This window comes from Pseudomonas moorei, assembly GCF_008801475.1.
Lineage (GTDB): Bacteria > Pseudomonadota > Gammaproteobacteria > Pseudomonadales > Pseudomonadaceae > Aquipseudomonas > Aquipseudomonas moorei.
On the sequence record NZ_VZPP01000006.1, the window covers coordinates 214,180 to 232,373 of the forward strand.

Consider the following 18,194-nt stretch of genomic DNA (forward strand, 5'->3'; position numbering starts at 1 on the left):
TCGGGCATAAAAAAACCCGCACATGGCGGGCCGGGGATTGAGGTTCAGCTATCTGGGTACAAGCCAGTCGATGTCGAAGCTCGACCGGTAAAGCTTCGTGGGTGTGTCCTTAGTCTCGCCGCCCCAGCGGACGACGTAGGCCTTTAGTTCGATCGCATGGGAAATTGCGTCGGCGACGGCCCTAGCTGAGGATGCAGTGGCGGCATACACGTCAACCTGCAGAGTGAATCCATCCAAGTCTGGACGCCCGGCCAGGTAATTCTCTGGGCTGCCGGTGACCAGTTGCCACACGGCATACGGCTTGGTCACTCCCTCTGGCGCTTCACCGAATGGATACAGCCGGGGTATAACGCCGAGTAGCGCCTGGATGCCCGCATCAGCGGCACATACCGCGAATATTGGTGCTGCTGGCATCAGTTACTCCCTGAAGCCTTCGCCGCACGCTTGATCGCACGATCGATGGCTTTCTCGTATTCAGTTATGAATGTGTTGGTCGCTTCGCTGATGTTGTCTGCCAGAGCTTTCCGCGCGAAGGGTTGTGCACGCATCTTTTCCGTACCGAACTCAATCAAGCGCCAGTGTGGTGTCGGCGAGTTGGCCGATGTATCACCACCTTTTTTCAGCACGGCGCCTTGCAGAACACCAACCCTGAAACCGAGATCGCCCGTTGATTTGAACAGCCGACCATTCCACCGCAATGCGACGTTGTCCGCGATAGATCGACCCGTTACAGGATCATCGATGTTCCGGGCGCCATCCTTCATTTTTTCGGCAATCAGCTGTGCGGCCTTTCGCAGAGCCGACCTGCCACCTTTGCGCTTCACGTCGTAGGTGATGGCTTCGAGTTTTCCGATCAGCGAATCCATGCCGACCAGGCTGAACTCGATGTTGTCAGCCATCGTTCACTCCCTTCGCTACCAGAATGGTGAGGTATTCAAGACCGGACACCGGATCGGGCATTGGTTGCCCCTGAATGTTGTAGACGTCGCTACGGTGCAGAATGCGCATCGTCGGCAGAACGCCCGCGCGGTACCGGATCACCATTCGGCCCGATGCTTCAGACTGGCCTGCCTGCGCCGCAATCAGATCGCGAGCACTGAGCGGTTCAACCGAGGCAGGCACGTCTTCCCAGACGGTTTCCCATCCAGGCAGCATTTCGCCCGTGCCCAGATCCTGAACCAGTCCACTTTTCTGGAACGTGATGCGATGGCGCAATGAACCGGCTCTCACGGCGTCACCACTGGGTCAGGTGGACCCGACCAGTTGCGCGAGGACCAGAGCAAAGATTCAACGGCCAACGGTACTTCCGCAGTGATTGTGCCAACCACGACCGCCTCCCTGTTCGCGTAGGAATGCCCGATCAACAGCAGCAGCGCTGCTTTGAAACTCGCCGGGAAATCTTCGACTTCAAGAAGTTTTGGGTTATCACAAAACCAGAGTGCCCAGGCCAACGCTGACTCGGCATACAGGACTATGAGGTCGTCTTCGTCCTCATAGTCCAGACGCAGGTGCTTGCGAATCAGCTCGATGGGGAGCAGATCAGCAGCGGCCACGGTCATTTTTTAGCGCCTTTTTTTTGGCTTGGCTCTGGCTCTGGCTCTGGCTCTGGCTCTGGCTCTGGCTCTGGCTCTGGCTCTGGCTCTGGCTCTGGCTCTGGCTCCAGGATTGGATCGGCCTCAACCGCTTCTGCCAAGTCCAGACCGATCAATGCCTCGGCATATTCGTCCTTGACCTCGCGGACCTCGAACTGACTGAAGTTGCCGGCGTGATAATGCGAAAACTGGCGCAACGCGCGAATTTTGATCATGGCGCAATCGGGGCAGTTACCTGCCCCGGCCTCGGTTACGGTGCGGTGGCGAAAGGACCGGTGATGATCGCGGTTGGCCGGTAGTGAGCCAGGGCCAAGCGCTCTTCACAGAGAATGGTCAGCATGTTCTTGACGAAGTTGTCACGGTCTTCGCGGCTGACCTCTACAGTTGCGTCCATGCGATCCCAGACTTGAGAAGCCAGGTCGAAGCCGCCGACAGTGAAGGTGCCCAATGCCTGGGCCTTGGTCGCTACGACCGGCAAGCCCCACATGACCTTCGCGGCAAATGCGGCGGGGCCACCAAAGATGTAACGACCATCGGCATCTTTCAGCAGCGCGATCGCGTGCCAGTCGCGAGGGTTGAGGATGATGCCGGAGGCTTCAAACTCGGACTCGCTGGTCTGGAAAATAGCGTGAGCGATCTTGTCTGCACGAGTGTCGCCGGTGACGTTGAGAGTTGCGTCGTACGCGGTGGCGACCTTGTTCAGCCCGATGAGGTTATCGCCGGTACCGTCGCCGTTCAGCAACTGACCTTCTTCAACCAGCGCCAGACCGAACAGAAGACGGTTGTTCACGTAGGACTCGAGCATCGGCGCATCATCCATGACCTGGCGAGAAGCCTGGATCCAGTGGGCAATGGTTTTGACGTTCGCCGTTTCCTTGGTGAAGGTCAGGTTGGATTCGGGCTTGAGCGTGCCTTCTGCAACCGGCGCAGCGCTGTTGGTGAAAATGTTCTCGCGAACGTATTCAAGCGAGTTCGAGCTGATTCGGCCTTGGGCCAACAGGTCACGGATGGTCAGGCGACGCAGCCCAGGCATCAGAATACCTGCGTTGCGTTGTGGCTCGATCAGGGCGCCGGCGGAACCGGTGCCACTGCCCAGTTGCTTGTTGAAGCTTTTGACGTCGACTTTGCCAGACGACTTGCCGTCCCACGACTTCTGCAGGTCCAGCGCGGTCTGCTCGGCGAAGGACTTTTTCGCTTCGGGATTATCCAGGTTACCGCTTGCCAGTTTTTGCTCGAGGTCGAACAGCCGAGTGCCGGACTTGGTCAACTCTTCCTGAACGTTCTGGAGATCGGTTTGCAGCTTTTTGCTGATCGCGCCGGTTTCGGTGATTTCTTTCTTTTGCGCATCGAACAGTTGGGTCATGTTCGTTTGCGCGTCTTCGATTGCCTTTTGGATCTGGGCCAATTCGGACATGGTTCAGTTTCCTACAGTTGGGAAGGTTTTGAGGCGATTGAGAATCGCGGTGATTTCGCCACCTTCGGAATCGCTCCGAACTGCGGACTTGATCCGGGCGATGAAGCCCAGGGCTTGCGACTTTGAAAGGCCAGCCGAATCCCTCAGCCAGTGCTCTACGTCGCGAATAGTGGTGATCGACTCCAGGCTCTTCATGGACTCGACGGTCGCCTGCTCATTGGCAGGGAAGGTGCAGATGCTGATCTCACGAAGGGCCTGCACATTTTTGAACGCTCGCCCGGTGCCGATCAGGTCGAAGTCGTTTTTAAGGGCGGTGAATCCGACGGACATGCCTTCGACTGTCTTGTGCTCCATGGCGGCGCGCAGATCGGTGGATACCGATAGCCCTGGGGTCAACTCACCGCGTGTGAGCAAACCTTTGCTGTCCTCTTCGAGCGACAGCCACTTGCCCACCGGCAACTCCCAGGTGCGATGGTTGAAAAACATTCCAACCTGACGGCTCTGGCTGGAGAGCGCTTTTTTGAATGCGCCAGGCATGATGATGTCGCCATCACTGTCGACCACGCCGAAGACGCTCGCGTAGCCCTCGAACGTCCCGTTTTTTCCAGACGAATCGAACTTGATCTCGACCTGATCAAAGGCCAAGGTCTTTTTAATATTGGACATTGGGTAGCTCCAGAAAAACTAAACCCCGCTTGGGACGGGGTTCGTTTGGCCGAGTTGTGTGAGCGGGACGTTCTGTGATTGCCGAGTGGCTACATCACCACCGTCAACCGGTGGCCTGTTGTTCACACGGCGCCCTTCATTGATTGTGAGCAGGCCGGTGTCGACCAGGGTTTTCATATAATTTGCTCGCGCCGTGGAATCCCCGCTCAAAAGCCCGTCGCGATTATGCTCGGCGTGGATACGACCCAGATCGGCAGGCTTGACCAGCCAGCGCAGGATGCAGCCTTCCCAGATTTCGAGATACGCATCCAGGCTGTACTGAAGAAAGCCAAGGTTCTGCTGTTCGATTCCCGACCCCCAACTGGTGGACTTCTCAACGTCGCCCACCAGGTGCGGTGGCACACCAAAGAATCTCGCAAGCTCGCTGACTTGAAATTTCCTCGCAGCCATTGTTTCAGCGTCTTGCGGACTGACACCGATGGCTTGCGTCGTGAAACCACCTTCCAGAATCCACAATCGCTTCTTGACTGGACCGCCGGAGATCTCCTTGAAGTTTTCCTCAACCTGGGCTCGCTGGTCTTTGTTGAGCACCTTCCCTTCACCGGTCATCAACAACTGCGGGGACTTCGCGCCATTGGCGTAGAAGTCGCGCTGTTGATCCTCCATCGCCACAGCCACGCCGGCCGTCTTCGCCGCGAAGGCGATCGGCGATAACCCTACGAGCCCGTTGAAGCCGAATCCCTTGAGGTGAAAGATTTCACTCTGCTTGAAATCGGCGTACGCATTGTCCCGACGGTACCGGTAGACAACCCGCTTCCCCTCAAGCCGAACATCCATGTTGACCGACATAAGGGGAACAAGGCTGATCACGTCGCCGACGCTGTTGCGCTCGATCAAGGCGTAAGCGTTACCGTAGTAGCAAAGCTGCATGGTCATCGAAACGCGGAAGTCGAACGCCGTCATGAATTGGTTGGGGCTGTATCGCAGAAGGCGCGCTAACGGATTGTCCAGGCCAACCTTCTTGCGGTCATCCCCCTTGGTCTCAAATACGTCCAAGGGCATGCAGGCCGTAACACTCGAGATCAAGCGTACGCAGGCGAAAACCGTGGATATCTGCAACGAGCGCTCGTCATTGACGACTGAGTCACCCACCACTCCGGATGCCGACACAGGCCCGGTCTGCGAACCCTTCTCCGGAGTGACGAGCCGGCCGCCGACGAAAAAGCTCACCATGCGCGCCCAGAATGGGCTGCGGGTGCGCAGGTCAATGCTGTAGTCGGTGTCTGCCATTACATGCTCATCGGTCTGGAGAGGAAGTCGTCGACAGAGCCCTGGACATCCGCATTCGCGAGTATCCGGCCTATCGTCATGATCAGCGCCACCGCGCCATCTATCTTGTTGTCATCGCCCTGCTTGATCGGGCGGACAACGTCATCGTTACCCGGCAGATGTTTGCCAATCACGTTACCGATGCACCAGGTCATGATCGGGTTACCATCATGATGAAACCGGCCCGCGGTGATGGCCGCCTCCAATTCCTTCATGGGGTCCGACATGTTGGTGTAGTTCTGCGTGATGGTGATCGGGTTGAATCCCTCGTCGTCGAGGTCATGACTCAGGCCCGTCGCACCATGTGGGTCAATCGGAGACTCACGCAACGGCGCGTGGTGATTGGCTTCCTTTGTGTCCTCGAGGATCTCGCGATAATCAATCTCGGCGCCGTCAGTGACTTCCAAATGCCCGGAGTTGATCCATGCCTGAAATCGCTCCGACATGCGTTTGTTGTCACTGTTGTAAACGGTGTCGTACGGAACCCAGAACTTGGGGCCGACACTGTAGTAGTGGGTCTTGCCGTCGGTGATTCTCCAAAACAACCGGGCTCTTGAGTTCATATCGAGCTTTCGCGCCAGGTCGAAACCGGCGTTCCACTCTTGGCCTTCGAACTGCTCCAGGGTCAGGGTGGTGTCTTCGCAGGATTTCCAGTCTTCCATGTTGAAGAAGCCGGCCTTCGCGCTTACCCACAGGTTCAGGTGCTTCGTTTTGAAAGTGTTGGTGAACCGCGCCGAGCGAATCGCCCTAGCCTGCTGGCTCTCCAGATACTCCTGGAACACCGAAACACCGTGGTTCGGGTTGGCCTTGGCCAGCATTTTCGGATCGGTCCAGTCGTCGCCCTCGTCGAGCGTCCAGATCCAACCGAACAGCTCGTCGTCCGGTACGGTACCTTCGAGCATCTCGACTACTTGCCGACGTTTGTCGTAGCACGGCCCCTCGATGTCCGCCCCGGCGGTAGTGATAATGAACATCAGCGGCTGCCGCCGGGCGCCCATGCCGGTAAGCATGGTGTCGTACTGGGCTGACGTTGGGTGCTCATGGTATTCGTCGACGATGGCGCAGCTGGGCGAAGCGCCGTCGCCCGGGTTGCCAATCAACGGTTCGAACCGGCTGAAGTCGGACGGGATGTTCATGTTCGAGGCGTTGACCTCGATGCCAGCAGCCTGCATCAGCATCGGCGACTTGCTCACCATCAGTTTCGCTGGACGGAAGACTTCCCACGCCTGCTTCTCAGTGGTCGCGCCAGAGTAGACTTCGGCGCCGAACTCGCCGTCGGCTACGAACATGCTGATGCCCACGCCGCCGGCCACCACGGACTTACCGTTCTTGCGCGGCACTTCCCAATAACTTTCGCGGAAACGGCGGTGCCCGCCTTTCTTCTTGACCCAACCAAATGTGACGGCCAGGCCGAAGAGCTGCCACGGCTCCAGGCTGATCAGCTGTCGCTTGAATGCCCATTCGCCCTTGGTGTGCGGCAGGAGCTGGATCAGCTTCAGCTTCTTCTCGGCCTTGGCCGGATCAAATTTGTAGCGATACCCACGTTTGCGGCTGGCTGCCAGGTCATCGAAGTGACGCTGCACCGCTTGGTGAATGTAACGGCAGGCCGGGACCTTTCCACGGAGCAATGACCGCCCCCACGCCATAGCCTTATCGACGTTGGGGTGGGCAGATTTGGTCATCAGCTACTCAGTAGTTTTGCGAATTCGTTGGTTTCTTTCTCCTTGTTGCCGCCGATCAAGCGCGTTCGGCTTGCCGGATCAAGGCCGAGCATCGACCCGAAGGTCACCATTTGGCGCATCGTTTCGTTGGCAGCGGTCAGCGCAGGATTCTTCATGGGACCGCCGGTGGCTCCGGTGACCACGATGCCGTGTGCTTTGATCGACTCCTGTGCATACCGCCAGTTGTCATAGGCACAACAGAAGGCTTCAACGTTGTGCAGGTCCGTAATCGCCACGACGTTTTCGCGCAGCAGCTCCGGAACAATCATGTTCCACATGGTGGCGGCCCGCGGGCTGAACCACTCCGGCGGGTCGATCTGGGTGATCTTGGAAAACTGGGGCTCGGCCTTATTCAGGGCGCGCTTGCCAGGATTTCCGGCCAGTGCTTTTTTGGCCGTCGGCTTGGGTTTGCGACCACGGCCGGCGACCGTGGCGGTGCCTCCCATCGCGCAACTCCTGGATTTTTAATTTCGCGGGTGTGAAAAAACGATTGAGGGCGCGGTCTAGAAGCGAAAAGGCCCAGACTTTCGACCCTCCCCCTCCCCGTGAGCGCGAATCGCTCTCATTTGATCGAGTTTCACTGTTTTTTTGGGGCTTTTCTGCTTTCAACGCCTCGCATTGCCGAATCCGCCGTCCTCAGCGGCCGTCTTGGCCGAGTGGCACGGTGCGCAGAGGCTCTGCCAGTTGGTCTTGTCCCAGAACAGGGCCATGTCGTTCTTGTGCGGGATGATGTGGTCGACATCGGTGGCCACAACCACCAAGCCCCGCGCCGAGCAATGAAGGCAGAGCGGGTGTTTCGCGAGGAAACCGGCCCGCGCCTGCTGCCACTTGTAGTTGTAGTGACGTTTGGTGCTGCTCTCCCGAGGCTTGGCTCGCGCCGCGCTCTTCAGTAGGTGAGCGTGCTCATCACAGTAGCGAGGGTTGCGGGTGAGAGTGTTGCAGCCCTGGGCGTTGCACGGCTTCTGTGGCCTCAGCGGCATGGCGTGCCATCCATGTAGGTAAGCGGCTGGGCATCTGAGTCTTCAGGCTCGTCCTCGGCCATCGCCTGGATCAGCAGGCTCTGTTGCTCTGCCATCCGTTCGAGTATAGCTGTCTGCTTCTTCTGCTCGCTCAGTATCTCGGCGAGATAGGAGATCGCTTGCCCGCTCATACGCAATTGCACTCCACTTCTTAATCCATTCACGCCGGGCCGCGCATCCAGTGCACGCCATCACCAGCGCTACTTGGCCAGCTTCGGCTGCAGCACGACCCGGGCAATCATCACCAAGAGGCCGAGCACGCCATAGGCAATCGGGGGCAACACTGCCTGAAGCGATGGCATTAGTTGCTCAGTCACGCCAAGGGCAGCGACAGCACCACCCGCCTGAACGCTGGTCATGCTCAGCGCTTGCTTCCAGTTGTCGATCAGTTGCATGGGGTCACTCCTGCCGCTTGGGCAATTTGAAGTCAGTAAATCGGTCGGCCAGGTCCGCCACCTTCTTCACTCCCAATGTGCCGATGACGGCGCCGAGAGCAGCCGCCAAACTTGATGGGAGGTTGAAGTACTCGAGCAGCGGAAACGCCCCGGCCGTGATCGCGCCGCACAGGCAGGATTCCAACAGGGCCTGTCGCCTCCCTCCACCGCCATAAATGACGCGGAGGAAGGCAATCCAGCACGACAGCGCTGCGGCGTAGAACATCGGGGCATGCTGGCTAAGCCAGGCCATGACGAAGAGCCAGGTGTCTGGTTTGTCGGGCATATGTGGCATCCAGCGTCCTCCCTTGTGGGGAGCGAGATAGGTCGGCCCCAAAAGCACTCCCAGCTCGGAGCAATGGGTGTGATGGAGCCGAAAACGAAAAAGCCCCGGCAAAGTGCCGAGGCTTGGAGAACTGCGAAAAGCAAAAAGCCCGACTCAAGATCGGGCTTTGCTCGCGGAAAAACCGCAAAGTAACTGAAATCTATAGTTCGCCCCCGGGGCTGTCAAGCCCCCAATCTTCAGCACACAAAGTAAAAGCTCAAAGGACCTTGAGCGGTCTCCGTTCGACGTCGAATGACTCGTCAGATACTTTGGTTTCGTAAGCTGGAACGCCAAGACGTTTCGAGGCAATAAGTATTTTTTCTTTAAGTGAGGAATTCGCTCGCTGCCCTACGATCAACTCGCTAATACTGTCGAAAGGGACTTTAAACAGATGAATGTTGTAAGGTGACATCTCTTTAATATCATCCGCCATATCAAGCATGCTAACGAGGCGCTCTTCCTCCTCGTACGCCCAATCCAATGACTTTGTCAGAACGACTGCGATGGACTCTTGATGGCTGAATTTGCGACCCTGAACTTTCAGCCTATCTTCTGTATATCTTACGGGACTGAGTGAAAACCTTTCTCCATTATGATCGGGAACTCCATCAAAGAACGGATGATCTCCATTAAAACCAACACAAAATCCAGTATATGACGAAGTGTAGTGAGACCACATCAAAGCACTATTCCAGCGGCGTGAAAGAGATAAAATCCCTAAGCCAGAATTAAGTTTTTCGCTTGTTGAATCAAAGAATTTGTTTCTTAGATATATTGAAGACTCTTTCGTTTTTCGCTCAGCATCTTTTAAAACCACCTTTAACTGAGCCGCTTTGCGACGCCTAGTTGATCTGTCATCACCTATGCGCGGACTATATTCACTTACAATAGAAGCTTTAAACAATTCGATATTTTTTTGGATCAAATCCTCTGGCAACGCTGGCAAACACTCATATGGATCATTCAATGCACCAGGTTGCGAAAATCGTATTAATCCGTCGCGAAGAAAGCCTAATCGTGAGGAGTCTAAATATTTATAAACGTTCAAAAAAACTCCTTAACCCCTCTCGCAATGCGAGTCGATATTCAGTTACAGGTCTTCAAAAGTGATTAAACCAGATTTCTCGCGTATGAAAAATCTGGCTAAGCAGCATCACGACGAAAGTCCAACGCACCATCAATCCAGGCAATACCTGCCTTCCAAAGCTGCCGCGTCTTCTCTTCGCCGAAACCAATCTTCCTGCCAACGTCCACCAGCGCCTTATCTCGAGCCGTGTAGTACTTCATTAGCACGTTGCCGCACTCGGGGTACCGCTTGAGCAGACGCCCCATCAAGCCATCAATCATCAGTGCATCGTCATCAGTGATCATCGGCGTGTGCAGCGTGTTCTCGCGGGATGCGCAGCAGGACACGCCAGAGCCCAGCACGACCCAACGGCCCCAGTGCTCCAGCAGGTCCTCAGCGGTGCGCTCGGTAAAGTTTTTGGTTCTCGCCATAATTCAGTCCCCCTTGAAAGACGAGCGGCCGACGCCGCGACTGTTGTTCTGCTGGTATTGCTCGACTATGTCGTTCGCCGCCGGTGCCAGAGTTGCGAGATGACGCTCCCGGCGCAGCAGCATTCCCAACTGCACCACCAGATCTTCAACAGGCAACGGCTCCAAGGTGATCGCGTGGACTTGGCCCGAGGCATGGCAACCGATGCAATCGAGCTGATGAAACACGCCATGGATGATCCCCTTCCCGGCACAGGACGGGCAGTCGGTGAGGGGGATCAGGCAACGCACAAAGGAGGGGCCATTGCTCTTTTTCATCATTTTTAAACCTCGCCTATGGTTGATTCTTGAATGGCCCCGCAGGCCTTGTGTTCTGTGGCCTCCAGCGCATTACCGGAATCTCCGAATCTATTGCCGGTCAATCCGTGAATCAGGGCAAAACCCTTCTGGTCTAGATGGGCGTGCCACTTCTCCAAGGCATCGCGCTTGCGGCTCATCACGTCCGACTGGATGTACACCTTCACGTTGTGGCCCATGGCGTGGTTGATCAGCAGCTCACCGATCAGATGGTCGATGCCGATGTCTGCCCAGCCGGTACGGGCCACCTTGCGCAGGTCGTGGCTGGTCCACTCGCCCTGCCCCAGCCGGGTGAACACGGCACTGGCCTGGCCTTCGCTCAGCGGCTTGCCGTTGCGTGCCGGGAACACGTACTGCCCGTCGTAGCCATTGGCGTACTGCCCGTCGCGGTAGCGCTTTAGGATCTCGCACATCTGCTCGGTCAGCGGCAGGTGATGCTCGACGCCGGTCTTGGTGTGATCGCCGGGGATGAACCACTCGCGTTCGGCCAGACTGATGTGTGGCCACTGGGTCAGCCGGCTTTCACCAATGCGCGTGCCATGGCAAAGCATCAGCAGCGCCAGCATCGCGTCTCGCGGGGCAGCGACGAACACCTCGGCCAGTTGCTCGAGTAGCGCAGGCAGTTGCACGCCGCGCAGCCGGGACGGCTTGATCCCGACCTTGGCCTTGGAGAAGTCGCTGAACTTGATCCCGGCCATGGGATTAGAGGCGATCAGTTCCAGCTTGAAGGCTTGGCGGAAGGCCAGGGCCAGCAACTGGAACACCAGACGCACGTAGTCAATGGACAGCGTCTCTTGCAGCGGCCACATCAACAGGCTGTCGAGGGCGGCCTTGTCTACGCTGGTCAGCGGTAGTTCACCCAGGCGCGGAATCAGGTGGCACTTAATGGCCGAGGCGCCGGTCTTCTTGCGCTTGCTCGACAGGTTGCGATCGCGGGCCATGCGCTCGGCGAACCAGTCCAGCAGCTCGCCTGTGGTGACCCACTTCGAAAGGGTCGAGCCAGCACCGGCTTCCAGGCGCAGGCGAATCGCCGGCAGCGCTGCGACAACCTGCTTGGTGTTGAGGTCGGGGAAGTGGCCGATGCGGTTCCACTCCCCTTTCACCACCAGGTACCACGATGCCCGGGCACGATCCTGATTGAACCTTAGGTAGAGGCCGCGATTCTCGATGTCGCGCAGATTCCGGACGCCGCTGGCAGCCTGGCGTTTGATCTCGGCATCGGTGATCTTCACCGCGGCGCTGCTCATGCCGCCACCACAGTCGGCGCCATGCGCAGGTAAGCTCGAATCTGCTCCATCGTGTCGAAATGGCCACGGCACACGACCGCGAGATAACCCTGGGCGTTGAGTTTGCGAATGCGTTCGTGCTGGCTGTCAGAGATCGCCGCGTCGTTCGGCGGCATGGCCTTGAATTCAATGTACAGGCCGAAGAACCCGCCGCGGGCCATCGGCAGGACCAAGTCGGGGATGCCAGCTTTCACGCCTTGGGCCTTCAACTTCGCCGCAACGGCTTTGACACGGTGCCCGCCGTTCGGGACGTGAAAGATCAGGTCAGCGACCTCGGGCATCCGGGCACGTAGCTCAGCCATCAACGCCGCCTGCTCCAGCCCCTCACGGTCTACTGGTTTGGCGCGAGTGGTCGGGGTCTTGAACAACTTCATGGCCGCCGGCTTCATTTACGGTCGCCCCGCGCTTTACGGTACCGGTCGCTGAGGCGGCGGCACACCTCGTAGAGCGCACAATTGGCGAGGATTAACAGAACGAGCAAAGTCATTGGGTCGATCATGCAGCCCCCTTCACGGTGAGTATTCCGGCCCGGATCAGGGCCTCATGTGTTTCGGCGATGGCACGCGGCATGTCCTGCCAATCAATGTCGCCGATGCCGCGACCGTCGATGACGTCGTGGCAGGCGCTGCACGCGTATACCGCCACGGTGTCGAAGCCCTTCATACCCATGCCCTTTTGGCCGCACGGCAAATGCGCGAGCACGGTGGTGGCTGGGTTGTAGTTACAGATGCCTGGCAGGCGGACGGTGCAGTCCTGGCCGTTGGCCGAAGCGCGGAGTTTCTTCGAGGTCACGCGCATACCCGCTCCCCCGTGGTGATATCGATGACTTCGCAGGTGGACGGCCACATCGACTGGCCGAACCGCAGAGCTGCTGCCGAGTCAGCAAACAAAGCGACAGCGCGGTCTGGCTGGTAGCCCAGGTCCCATTTGTAGCCGCAGCTGTGCACGGCATACCGGTACTCAGCTGGGTCGGTCGGGGCGAGATATGGGTTAGGCACGGGCACCTCCCAGCGTGACGCGCAGCTGTGCAAGTGCGCCCAGGCCAACTTCCGGCGTCGCCTTTACCACGGTTCGTGCTGGCAGCGCTTTGGGCATTGGCTGGAGCGGAAGGCCAGCCAGCAGACGGCGAATGGTGATGGTGTAGTTCCGTTCGAACAGCTTCAGGCTGAGCGACGTGTCCAGTTTGTTCAGGCTTTCGAATCCGCACTCCTTGGCTGTGTGCCACACAGCGTCATGCGACCACTTGCCCTGCCCGGCCATGCCTGGGTGAGCGTTACGGCATGCTTCCCGGTGTGCGGCGGTGAGCGGGGGCAGACCAAGCATTTCAGGGGTCGGTTTGCACCACTCGATGAACTGGCCAGGGCTCGGGATGAAATCACCGGGCTGCTTGCGCACTTGGGCCATACCGAAATCGATCTGGCCCTGAGTGCAGATGCCCTCCTCCAGAAAAGCCTGAAACCATTGGCGCTTCGAAGCCTGATAGGTTTCCTTGTCCGGCCATGCCTGGCGCCACGCCGAGCGGATGGAACGCAGTTCCTTGAACAACTCGTTGATGGCCGTCACCAACGTGCTGTGGCCTTCATTCGCTACCAGAGCTGCATCCCCCGCTGCGATGAATTCACCGGACTGGGCTTTGGCCCAAAGGTCCTGAGCAATCACAGAGACGGTCTTCATGACGTCACCCCGTTCGGCCAGTCGGTATCGCTATCATCGAAATCGGAGGCAGGTGCGTGCTTCGGTTTGAACTGCTTCACATTCGAAGCCGCTGCCCGGGCATTGTCACTGAGCACCCACTTAACCAGCACATGTACCCATTCGGCCTGGGTGTTCACCTGCCCGCGGGATTCGTAGTGAGCGGTGAATGCGCGGCGCACCTCTTCGGTGAACATGGTGATAACCACGCCAGAATGAGTGGCATAGGTCTTCAGCAGCTTGGCATCGGGCTGCCAATCGAGGGTCATCTCACTGGGCATCCGAGGATCAACAGGCTCATGCGCAGAGAGAGGCTCTTTATTCTTCTCTTTCTCTTCTTTAGGTAACGCACCGCTAACGCTTGCAGCGTTACTTTTACCGTTACTGGCCTTGTGATTTGCCACTCGCTTTGCCGTGAGAAGCCTGTTTTTTGCGGTCTTGCCGTTGTGACGGTCAAAATGCGGCAGACTGATAATGCCCTCGGCTTCGTTCATCCAGGCGACCGATTTCATGTGTTCACAGAAACCGATAACGCCAACCAGACGATCGAGTAACTTTTTGCTAACGCTCGGAGCGTTACCGTTTTCGGTTTGTTGGTCGAACCATCCCCACACCCGCATCAGCTTACCGACGACTGCATCAGGGTCGATGTCGGCCAAGTCGGCGATCTGGCAAACCTCAGGCTTGTCCAGGGTGGTGAGTTCGAATTTGATCCAGTCGCCAGCCATTACGCGGCCTCCTGCAGAAGTTCAGCGAGGCGTGTCAGGCCTTTCGGGGTGACCATGGGATCGAAGGCTGCGCGCTCGATGCCGGTTTCAGGATCTGGCTTGAGCGCCGTGACCTTGTGAGTCATGTGGCCGGAGGTGATTCGAGGTTGATAGGCAACCCAACGCTTGCAGCCGTGCCGACGGAAGATCCATCGGTGCTGCTCCAGCCACGCGAACAACCTCGCCGGCTGCAAGCCAAGCTGCTTGGCAGCGTCGGTAATGCAGATGGCACCGCCGGCAGCGGCGAGACGATTGATGGCGGCGACTTTAGGTGCTTGCTTCGAGATGACACGCTGCAACTCGCCGTTCTGGTCTGCCAGATCGGCAGCCAGGCGAAGTGCTTCTGGAAGAGTTTGTGGAACCGTGACGACCTGTCGCGACACGTTTTCCAATTCGCTCAAACGTGTCACGACACGATGACGAAGCGGGATGCTGTACCCAGTCAGGAGCGTTTCAGTCAGGATCCGGTCGAGGTGAAATTCAGCGGTATAACCCCGCCCGTCCTTGATCTCGTGGAGATGGCGCAGATCTGCGCCATCATCGGTCAGGGCTTTGCACATCACCCGGACGTCACGAATGACATCCTTGTGCTGCTTGCCGGTGAGCTCGGCAATCTCCCGGCTCGACATGGTGATCGTATTGCTTGGAGCGACGATCGTGTTCATAATGGTCCCTCAAGTGTTTTGCTGTTGAAGAAGCCGGGTTGCAGCCCGGCTTTTTTGTGCCTGCGATTCAGGCGACCTTTACTGATGCCTTCAATTGCGCCAGCGCTTCTTCGGCGTGGGCGATCTCTTTCAAGATTCGGGCGCGCTCTACCTGGTCGACACGACCATCAGCCATCGCCGAGTGCGTTTCGACGGTGACCTCAGCAAATTCCAGCGTGGCGCGGCCAAGCGCCTCGTGAATATCGAGCGGAATCGGCTCGGCCTTCTTCACGATCGAATAACCGAACTCGCCTGCCAGGGCGGCCAATGGACGCATGTCGTTCGTTTGCAGCAGCAATGCGTACAGATGCTTGACGTTGAACCAGGCCCCGTCGTAATTCGCATTGGCACGTTGAAGAAGGCTCACCGGAGGCATATTCATCAGCGTCGCCAGACTCTTGGTGTTCGCTTCGTCAACCACGCTGTCGCAGGCCTTCAGAAAGTCGTGCATCCGTAAAACCTCAAATTTGTTTATGTGGCTGCGTGCCATCACGCGTTGCAAAATGTTTCTCACAGGCAGGCGGTCAGGCCGCGCCGCGAAGCACCTTGTGAGCAAGGTCGACGAGGTCCGGCCGTAAACCAGCGATGGTGATCTCGCCGCCCGAGGCGTCTTGAAGACGCTCGGCAAGTTCGGCAGATGCTTTCCGATGACCGCCAGCAAGCTGCCAAAGGTGTCCGACGGTGGTCTTCGCTGCTTCAGCCACGAACTGACGACGGTCGGCTGTTGCGTTGGCAAGCCAATCGCGCAAGTGGTCATTCATAGGGATTCTCCTAAACGTAGGAGAAATTTAGCTTAGGGCTAATATCAGAGCAAGGAATATTTAGCTGTGGGCACATTTAGCATTGAGCTAAAGAATGGCATTCTTGCTCGCATGGATATCTATGCGATTCGCAAGCGCCAATTGATCAAGTTGATCGGCGATCAAAAAAAAGGCGCCTGCGCCGAGCGCTGGGGGATGGCGCCTGCGCACTTGAGCCAAATCCTTTCGGAAAAGACTGCCAAGAATTTGGGCGATGACGTTGCTCGCCGGATTGAGTTGGTTGAGAAGTTGCCAAGAGGGTGGTTTGACTCTCTACCGACCGACGAGGAGTCGGTAAGTCCTGAACCGAAAGACATCACGACGGCGCCAGCCACCGAATCAAGTTCATCCGCCGCTGACCAAGTAAAGCGAATGCTTGGAAAGGTGAAGGGCCTTTCAATTGAGGCGCGAGATCGAATTGTCGCCGCTGCCGAAGAGCCTGACGATGGGCTGCCCCATCAACTCTCGGTGAACCTCGCAAGCCTACGCCCCACCAATGACGAGATCGTCATTCCTCAATACGACATTCGAGCCGCTATGGGCCATGGCCAGGTGCCGCCTGAATATACGGAGGTTGTCCGAAATCTGGTGGTGCGCGAGGAAATCCTGCGCGAGAAAGGCATCACCTACACGTCGAAGACATCTCTGGGGATGATCAACGGGTGGGGCCAGAGCATGGAAGGCACCATTAATGACAAGGATTTGGTCATTGTTGATAAGGGTGTACGGGATTTCATCGGAGAAGGGATCTACGTTTTGACCTGGCATCACGAGCTTTATATCAAGCGGATCATGCGCCTCGACGAAGAACATTACCGGCTGATTTCTGATAACCCGCACTATGAAAACCAGACAGCCAGGATCGATGACGTAACCATTCATGCGAAGGTGCTGCTGATCTGGAACGCCAGAAAAGCCTGACCGTTCGAAGCAAGTCAAAGCCCGCTACTACAGCGGGCTTTTTTGTGCCCGTCAGAAAGGCGCTAGCTCTTCCACCGCATCGAACTCTTCATGAGCCTCTACGCGCGGGTCTTCATCCGCCGGAGCTTCCCATCGGAGCGTAACTGAATCGTCGTCGTTGAAGGTCATCTCGATGCTATCCACATCGGCGAGCGCGCCCATAACCTCCTCCCATTCCCTGTCCCCATCGGTGTCGAGCCTATGGATCGTCGCCCACTTCCGATCCTGGGCAATTGGGTGATTGATCATGCTCGAAATTCTAAGAGTCAGGCGCTCCACGCCAGACATTGGCTTTGACTCTTGCGGTTTTTTCTTCTGCGGGCTTGCCATCAGTTACTCCTTGATTACTGTATGCATGTACAGCCTTTCAGAATATTAGCTTGATGCTAATGCCCGCGTAAAGACCGGCGGCGAATTACCTTTCACAACCTCCACATGCCCATGACATTTACCCAAAGCTAAATTATTTAGCTATGAGCTATTGACTGATCTTTAGCCTGTGGCTAAATTTATCTCAACGCCAGCGAACAGGGCGCCAGAGCAAACCAGCTCGTAGCTCTTTAACAGTCAGCGCAACAAACGAAACACAACAGACCGCATTGCCTCTACCGGCGACCGGCGAGCAGACAGGCCCGAAAGCCTGCCAACGACAGGAACAACCTGGACGGCTGCTCGATGGTGAAACGCCAGAACCGTGTGAATGACCCGGCAAGCAATGCGCCCCGCCCCTCCGGCGGCAATAGGACAGACAGCATCACTGCTGCACCTTGGCGACAGGGTGCAGCGGGATGACAACCAGACATGCACGGAGCACCAAATGAGCGAACAAACACTTCAGCAACTGCTGGCCGAACGTGTAAGCACCTACGCCCTATCTGATCGCCCTCGCGAGCTAATCGATGAGGGCATCGACAAAATGTTCAAAAGCGTCGTCGAAGATGCTTTCAGATCTTACGGCACGATCGGCGAATCAATAAAAACTGCCGTGAAGGAAGCCTTTCCGGCCAATGTCACCGACATGTTTGAGCTTCAGCGCTACAACGCACTGATCGCCAATGCTTTGCGGGAGCGCTGGGAGGCAGCGGGTATGGAGTCGGCAATCATGAAGCAGGCCGATGCCTCCATCACTGAGGTTTTGACCGGCGAAGGTCTGCTCACGGGTGAGATCTCGCTGAAAGATTTGCTCGAAGCATTCATTGATGAACACAAAGAAGAGGCTGCGGACGAGCGATGGAGCGCCCCGGAAATCCGTATCACCGAGGACGACAGCCATTCCCACAAGTTCTATCACATCTACTTCGACCCGCAGCCAGAAGGCGGGAATCGTTACAGCTTTAGCAATGAGCGCCGCAGCGACTACAGCCTTAAGCACAACCTTCATGTGATGGTTGAAGGCGAGCGCGAAACCGGCGACCGCTGGAGACCGAAAGTCGAATTCGGGAAGGTGTATAGCGCCCAGCTCGATGACAAGAAGGTCTCGATCAAAATGAATATCCGCTCGAAATGGGAGCGCATCCTGGCTTCGCTTTACTTTGGCGAAGCCGTTCTGCTGATCGACTGTGAGGAAGGCGAATTCTCTTACGGGTTCGATGACTGAACAACCAGCGCCACGTCAGCCTGACGATAACTGCCCG

The 18,194-nt window shown here is 57.2% G+C and carries 29 protein-coding genes; 2 read left to right on the forward strand and 27 right to left on the reverse strand.

The genetic code is table 11. The annotated features are described in order from the left end of the window. Window positions 1-48: 48 nt before the first annotated feature. The 26 genes from F7R06_RS13305 to F7R06_RS13430 all read right to left on the reverse strand — a co-directional run bounded on the left by F7R06_RS13305 (window position 49) and on the right by F7R06_RS13430 (window position 15,561). The gene (locus F7R06_RS13305) at window positions 49-414 is read right to left on the reverse strand and encodes a DUF3168 domain-containing protein (protein ID WP_090318961.1); all 366 of its coding nucleotides are present in this window, start codon (window positions 412-414) and stop codon (window positions 49-51) included. Further along, the gene (locus F7R06_RS13310) at window positions 414-899 is read right to left on the reverse strand and encodes an HK97-gp10 family putative phage morphogenesis protein (RefSeq protein WP_090318958.1); all 486 of its coding nucleotides are present in this window, start codon (window positions 897-899) and stop codon (window positions 414-416) included. The genes F7R06_RS13305 and F7R06_RS13310 overlap by 1 nt, the downstream gene beginning before the upstream one ends. Beyond that, a complete protein-coding gene (locus tag F7R06_RS13315; protein ID WP_090318955.1) occupies window positions 892-1,230 on the reverse strand; it encodes a phage head closure protein in 339 nt (112 codons plus the stop codon). The genes F7R06_RS13310 and F7R06_RS13315 overlap by 8 nt, the downstream gene beginning before the upstream one ends. Next, window positions 1,227-1,559 (reverse strand): head-tail connector protein, encoded by a 333-nt coding sequence (locus F7R06_RS13320; protein WP_090318952.1) that lies wholly within the window; start codon window positions 1,557-1,559, stop codon window positions 1,227-1,229. The genes F7R06_RS13315 and F7R06_RS13320 overlap by 4 nt, the downstream gene beginning before the upstream one ends. Continuing rightward, a complete protein-coding gene (locus F7R06_RS30755) occupies window positions 1,556-1,807 on the reverse strand; it encodes a hypothetical protein (protein WP_090318949.1) in 252 nt (83 codons plus the stop codon). The genes F7R06_RS13320 and F7R06_RS30755 overlap by 4 nt, the downstream gene beginning before the upstream one ends. 35 nt (window positions 1,808-1,842) lie before the next feature. After that, window positions 1,843-3,006: a phage major capsid protein gene (locus F7R06_RS13330; protein ID WP_090318948.1), complete on the reverse strand. Its 1,164-nt coding sequence runs from the start codon at window positions 3,004-3,006 to the stop codon at window positions 1,843-1,845. 3 nt (window positions 3,007-3,009) lie between these two features. Then, the gene (locus tag F7R06_RS13335; RefSeq protein ID WP_245706676.1) at window positions 3,010-3,651 is read right to left on the reverse strand and encodes an HK97 family phage prohead protease; all 642 of its coding nucleotides are present in this window, start codon (window positions 3,649-3,651) and stop codon (window positions 3,010-3,012) included. A gap of 39 nt (window positions 3,652-3,690) precedes the next feature. Next, window positions 3,691-4,962 carry a phage portal protein gene (locus F7R06_RS13340; protein ID WP_090318942.1) on the reverse strand — a complete coding sequence of 424 codons (1,272 nt, stop codon included), beginning with the start codon at window positions 4,960-4,962 and terminating at the stop codon, window positions 3,691-3,693. After that, window positions 4,962-6,683, reverse strand: coding sequence for a terminase large subunit (locus F7R06_RS13345; RefSeq protein ID WP_090318939.1), 1,722 nt, complete (start codon window positions 6,681-6,683; stop codon window positions 4,962-4,964). The genes F7R06_RS13340 and F7R06_RS13345 overlap by 1 nt, the downstream gene beginning before the upstream one ends. Continuing rightward, a complete protein-coding gene (locus F7R06_RS13350; RefSeq protein ID WP_090318937.1) occupies window positions 6,683-7,168 on the reverse strand; it encodes a phage terminase small subunit P27 family in 486 nt (161 codons plus the stop codon). Before F7R06_RS13350 ends, F7R06_RS13345 begins: the two co-directional genes overlap by 1 nt. A gap of 159 nt (window positions 7,169-7,327) precedes the next feature. After that, window positions 7,328-7,702, reverse strand: a complete 375-nt coding sequence (locus F7R06_RS13355) for an HNH endonuclease (protein ID WP_090318933.1) — start codon at window positions 7,700-7,702, stop codon at window positions 7,328-7,330. Then, complete coding sequence (locus tag F7R06_RS13360; protein ID WP_090318930.1) at window positions 7,693-7,872, reverse strand: YebO family protein; 180 nt, start codon at window positions 7,870-7,872, stop codon at window positions 7,693-7,695. The genes F7R06_RS13355 and F7R06_RS13360 overlap by 10 nt, the downstream gene beginning before the upstream one ends. Before the next feature lie 69 nt (window positions 7,873-7,941). Beyond that, a complete protein-coding gene (locus tag F7R06_RS13365; RefSeq protein ID WP_090318927.1) occupies window positions 7,942-8,136 on the reverse strand; it encodes a DUF7940 domain-containing protein in 195 nt (64 codons plus the stop codon). Window positions 8,137-8,140: 4 nt separating this feature from the next. Beyond that, window positions 8,141-8,470, reverse strand: coding sequence for a phage holin, lambda family (locus F7R06_RS13370; RefSeq protein WP_090318924.1), 330 nt, complete (start codon window positions 8,468-8,470; stop codon window positions 8,141-8,143). A gap of 247 nt (window positions 8,471-8,717) precedes the next feature. Further along, window positions 8,718-9,548: a DUF2971 domain-containing protein gene (locus tag F7R06_RS13375; RefSeq protein ID WP_139204766.1), complete on the reverse strand. Its 831-nt coding sequence runs from the start codon at window positions 9,546-9,548 to the stop codon at window positions 8,718-8,720. A gap of 95 nt (window positions 9,549-9,643) precedes the next feature. Beyond that, window positions 9,644-9,997 (reverse strand): antiterminator Q family protein, encoded by a 354-nt coding sequence (locus F7R06_RS13380; RefSeq protein WP_090318918.1) that lies wholly within the window; start codon window positions 9,995-9,997, stop codon window positions 9,644-9,646. Between the two features lie 3 nt (window positions 9,998-10,000). Continuing rightward, window positions 10,001-10,315, reverse strand: coding sequence for a hypothetical protein (locus F7R06_RS13385; RefSeq protein WP_090318915.1), 315 nt, complete (start codon window positions 10,313-10,315; stop codon window positions 10,001-10,003). Between the two features lie 2 nt (window positions 10,316-10,317). After that, a complete protein-coding gene (locus F7R06_RS13390) occupies window positions 10,318-11,598 on the reverse strand; it encodes a tyrosine-type recombinase/integrase (RefSeq protein WP_090318912.1) in 1,281 nt (426 codons plus the stop codon). Continuing rightward, window positions 11,595-12,026: a VRR-NUC domain-containing protein gene (locus F7R06_RS13395; protein ID WP_090318909.1), complete on the reverse strand. Its 432-nt coding sequence runs from the start codon at window positions 12,024-12,026 to the stop codon at window positions 11,595-11,597. The genes F7R06_RS13390 and F7R06_RS13395 overlap by 4 nt, the downstream gene beginning before the upstream one ends. Window positions 12,027-12,132: 106 nt before the next feature. Next, window positions 12,133-12,435 carry a nuclease domain-containing protein gene (locus tag F7R06_RS13400; protein WP_090318906.1) on the reverse strand — a complete coding sequence of 101 codons (303 nt, stop codon included), beginning with the start codon at window positions 12,433-12,435 and terminating at the stop codon, window positions 12,133-12,135. Continuing rightward, window positions 12,426-12,635, reverse strand: a complete 210-nt coding sequence (locus tag F7R06_RS13405) for a hypothetical protein (RefSeq protein ID WP_090318903.1) — start codon at window positions 12,633-12,635, stop codon at window positions 12,426-12,428. The genes F7R06_RS13400 and F7R06_RS13405 overlap by 10 nt, the downstream gene beginning before the upstream one ends. After that, on the reverse strand, window positions 12,628-13,311 hold the full coding sequence (locus F7R06_RS13410) for a replication protein P (protein WP_090318901.1): 684 nt from the start codon (window positions 13,309-13,311) through the stop codon (window positions 12,628-12,630). Before F7R06_RS13410 ends, F7R06_RS13405 begins: the two co-directional genes overlap by 8 nt. Next, entirely contained in the window at window positions 13,308-14,057 is a 750-nt protein-coding gene (locus tag F7R06_RS13415) for a DnaT-like ssDNA-binding domain-containing protein (protein ID WP_090318897.1), read from the reverse strand. The genes F7R06_RS13410 and F7R06_RS13415 overlap by 4 nt, the downstream gene beginning before the upstream one ends. Continuing rightward, window positions 14,057-14,761: a phage antirepressor KilAC domain-containing protein gene (locus F7R06_RS13420; RefSeq protein ID WP_090318894.1), complete on the reverse strand. Its 705-nt coding sequence runs from the start codon at window positions 14,759-14,761 to the stop codon at window positions 14,057-14,059. Before F7R06_RS13420 ends, F7R06_RS13415 begins: the two co-directional genes overlap by 1 nt. 67 nt (window positions 14,762-14,828) lie before the next feature. Continuing rightward, window positions 14,829-15,251 (reverse strand): phage regulatory CII family protein, encoded by a 423-nt coding sequence (locus tag F7R06_RS13425; RefSeq protein ID WP_090318891.1) that lies wholly within the window; start codon window positions 15,249-15,251, stop codon window positions 14,829-14,831. Window positions 15,252-15,324: 73 nt separating this feature from the next. Next, on the reverse strand, window positions 15,325-15,561 hold the full coding sequence (locus F7R06_RS13430; RefSeq protein ID WP_090318888.1) for a helix-turn-helix domain-containing protein: 237 nt from the start codon (window positions 15,559-15,561) through the stop codon (window positions 15,325-15,327). A 111-nt stretch (window positions 15,562-15,672) separates the two neighbouring features. Between F7R06_RS13430 and F7R06_RS13435 the strand changes: the two genes are divergently transcribed. Continuing rightward, window positions 15,673-16,521, forward strand: a complete 849-nt coding sequence (locus F7R06_RS13435; protein WP_090327248.1) for a S24 family peptidase — start codon at window positions 15,673-15,675, stop codon at window positions 16,519-16,521. Between the two features lie 51 nt (window positions 16,522-16,572). Here F7R06_RS13435 and F7R06_RS13440 read toward each other — a convergent pair whose 3' ends face one another. Next, window positions 16,573-16,890: a DUF1654 domain-containing protein gene (locus F7R06_RS13440; RefSeq protein ID WP_090318885.1), complete on the reverse strand. Its 318-nt coding sequence runs from the start codon at window positions 16,888-16,890 to the stop codon at window positions 16,573-16,575. Between the two features lie 487 nt (window positions 16,891-17,377). Here F7R06_RS13440 and F7R06_RS13445 point away from each other — a divergent pair, with 487 nt between their 5' ends. Beyond that, the gene (locus F7R06_RS13445; RefSeq protein ID WP_090318882.1) at window positions 17,378-18,157 is read left to right on the forward strand and encodes a hypothetical protein; all 780 of its coding nucleotides are present in this window, start codon (window positions 17,378-17,380) and stop codon (window positions 18,155-18,157) included. Window positions 18,158-18,194: the final 37 nt, after the last annotated feature.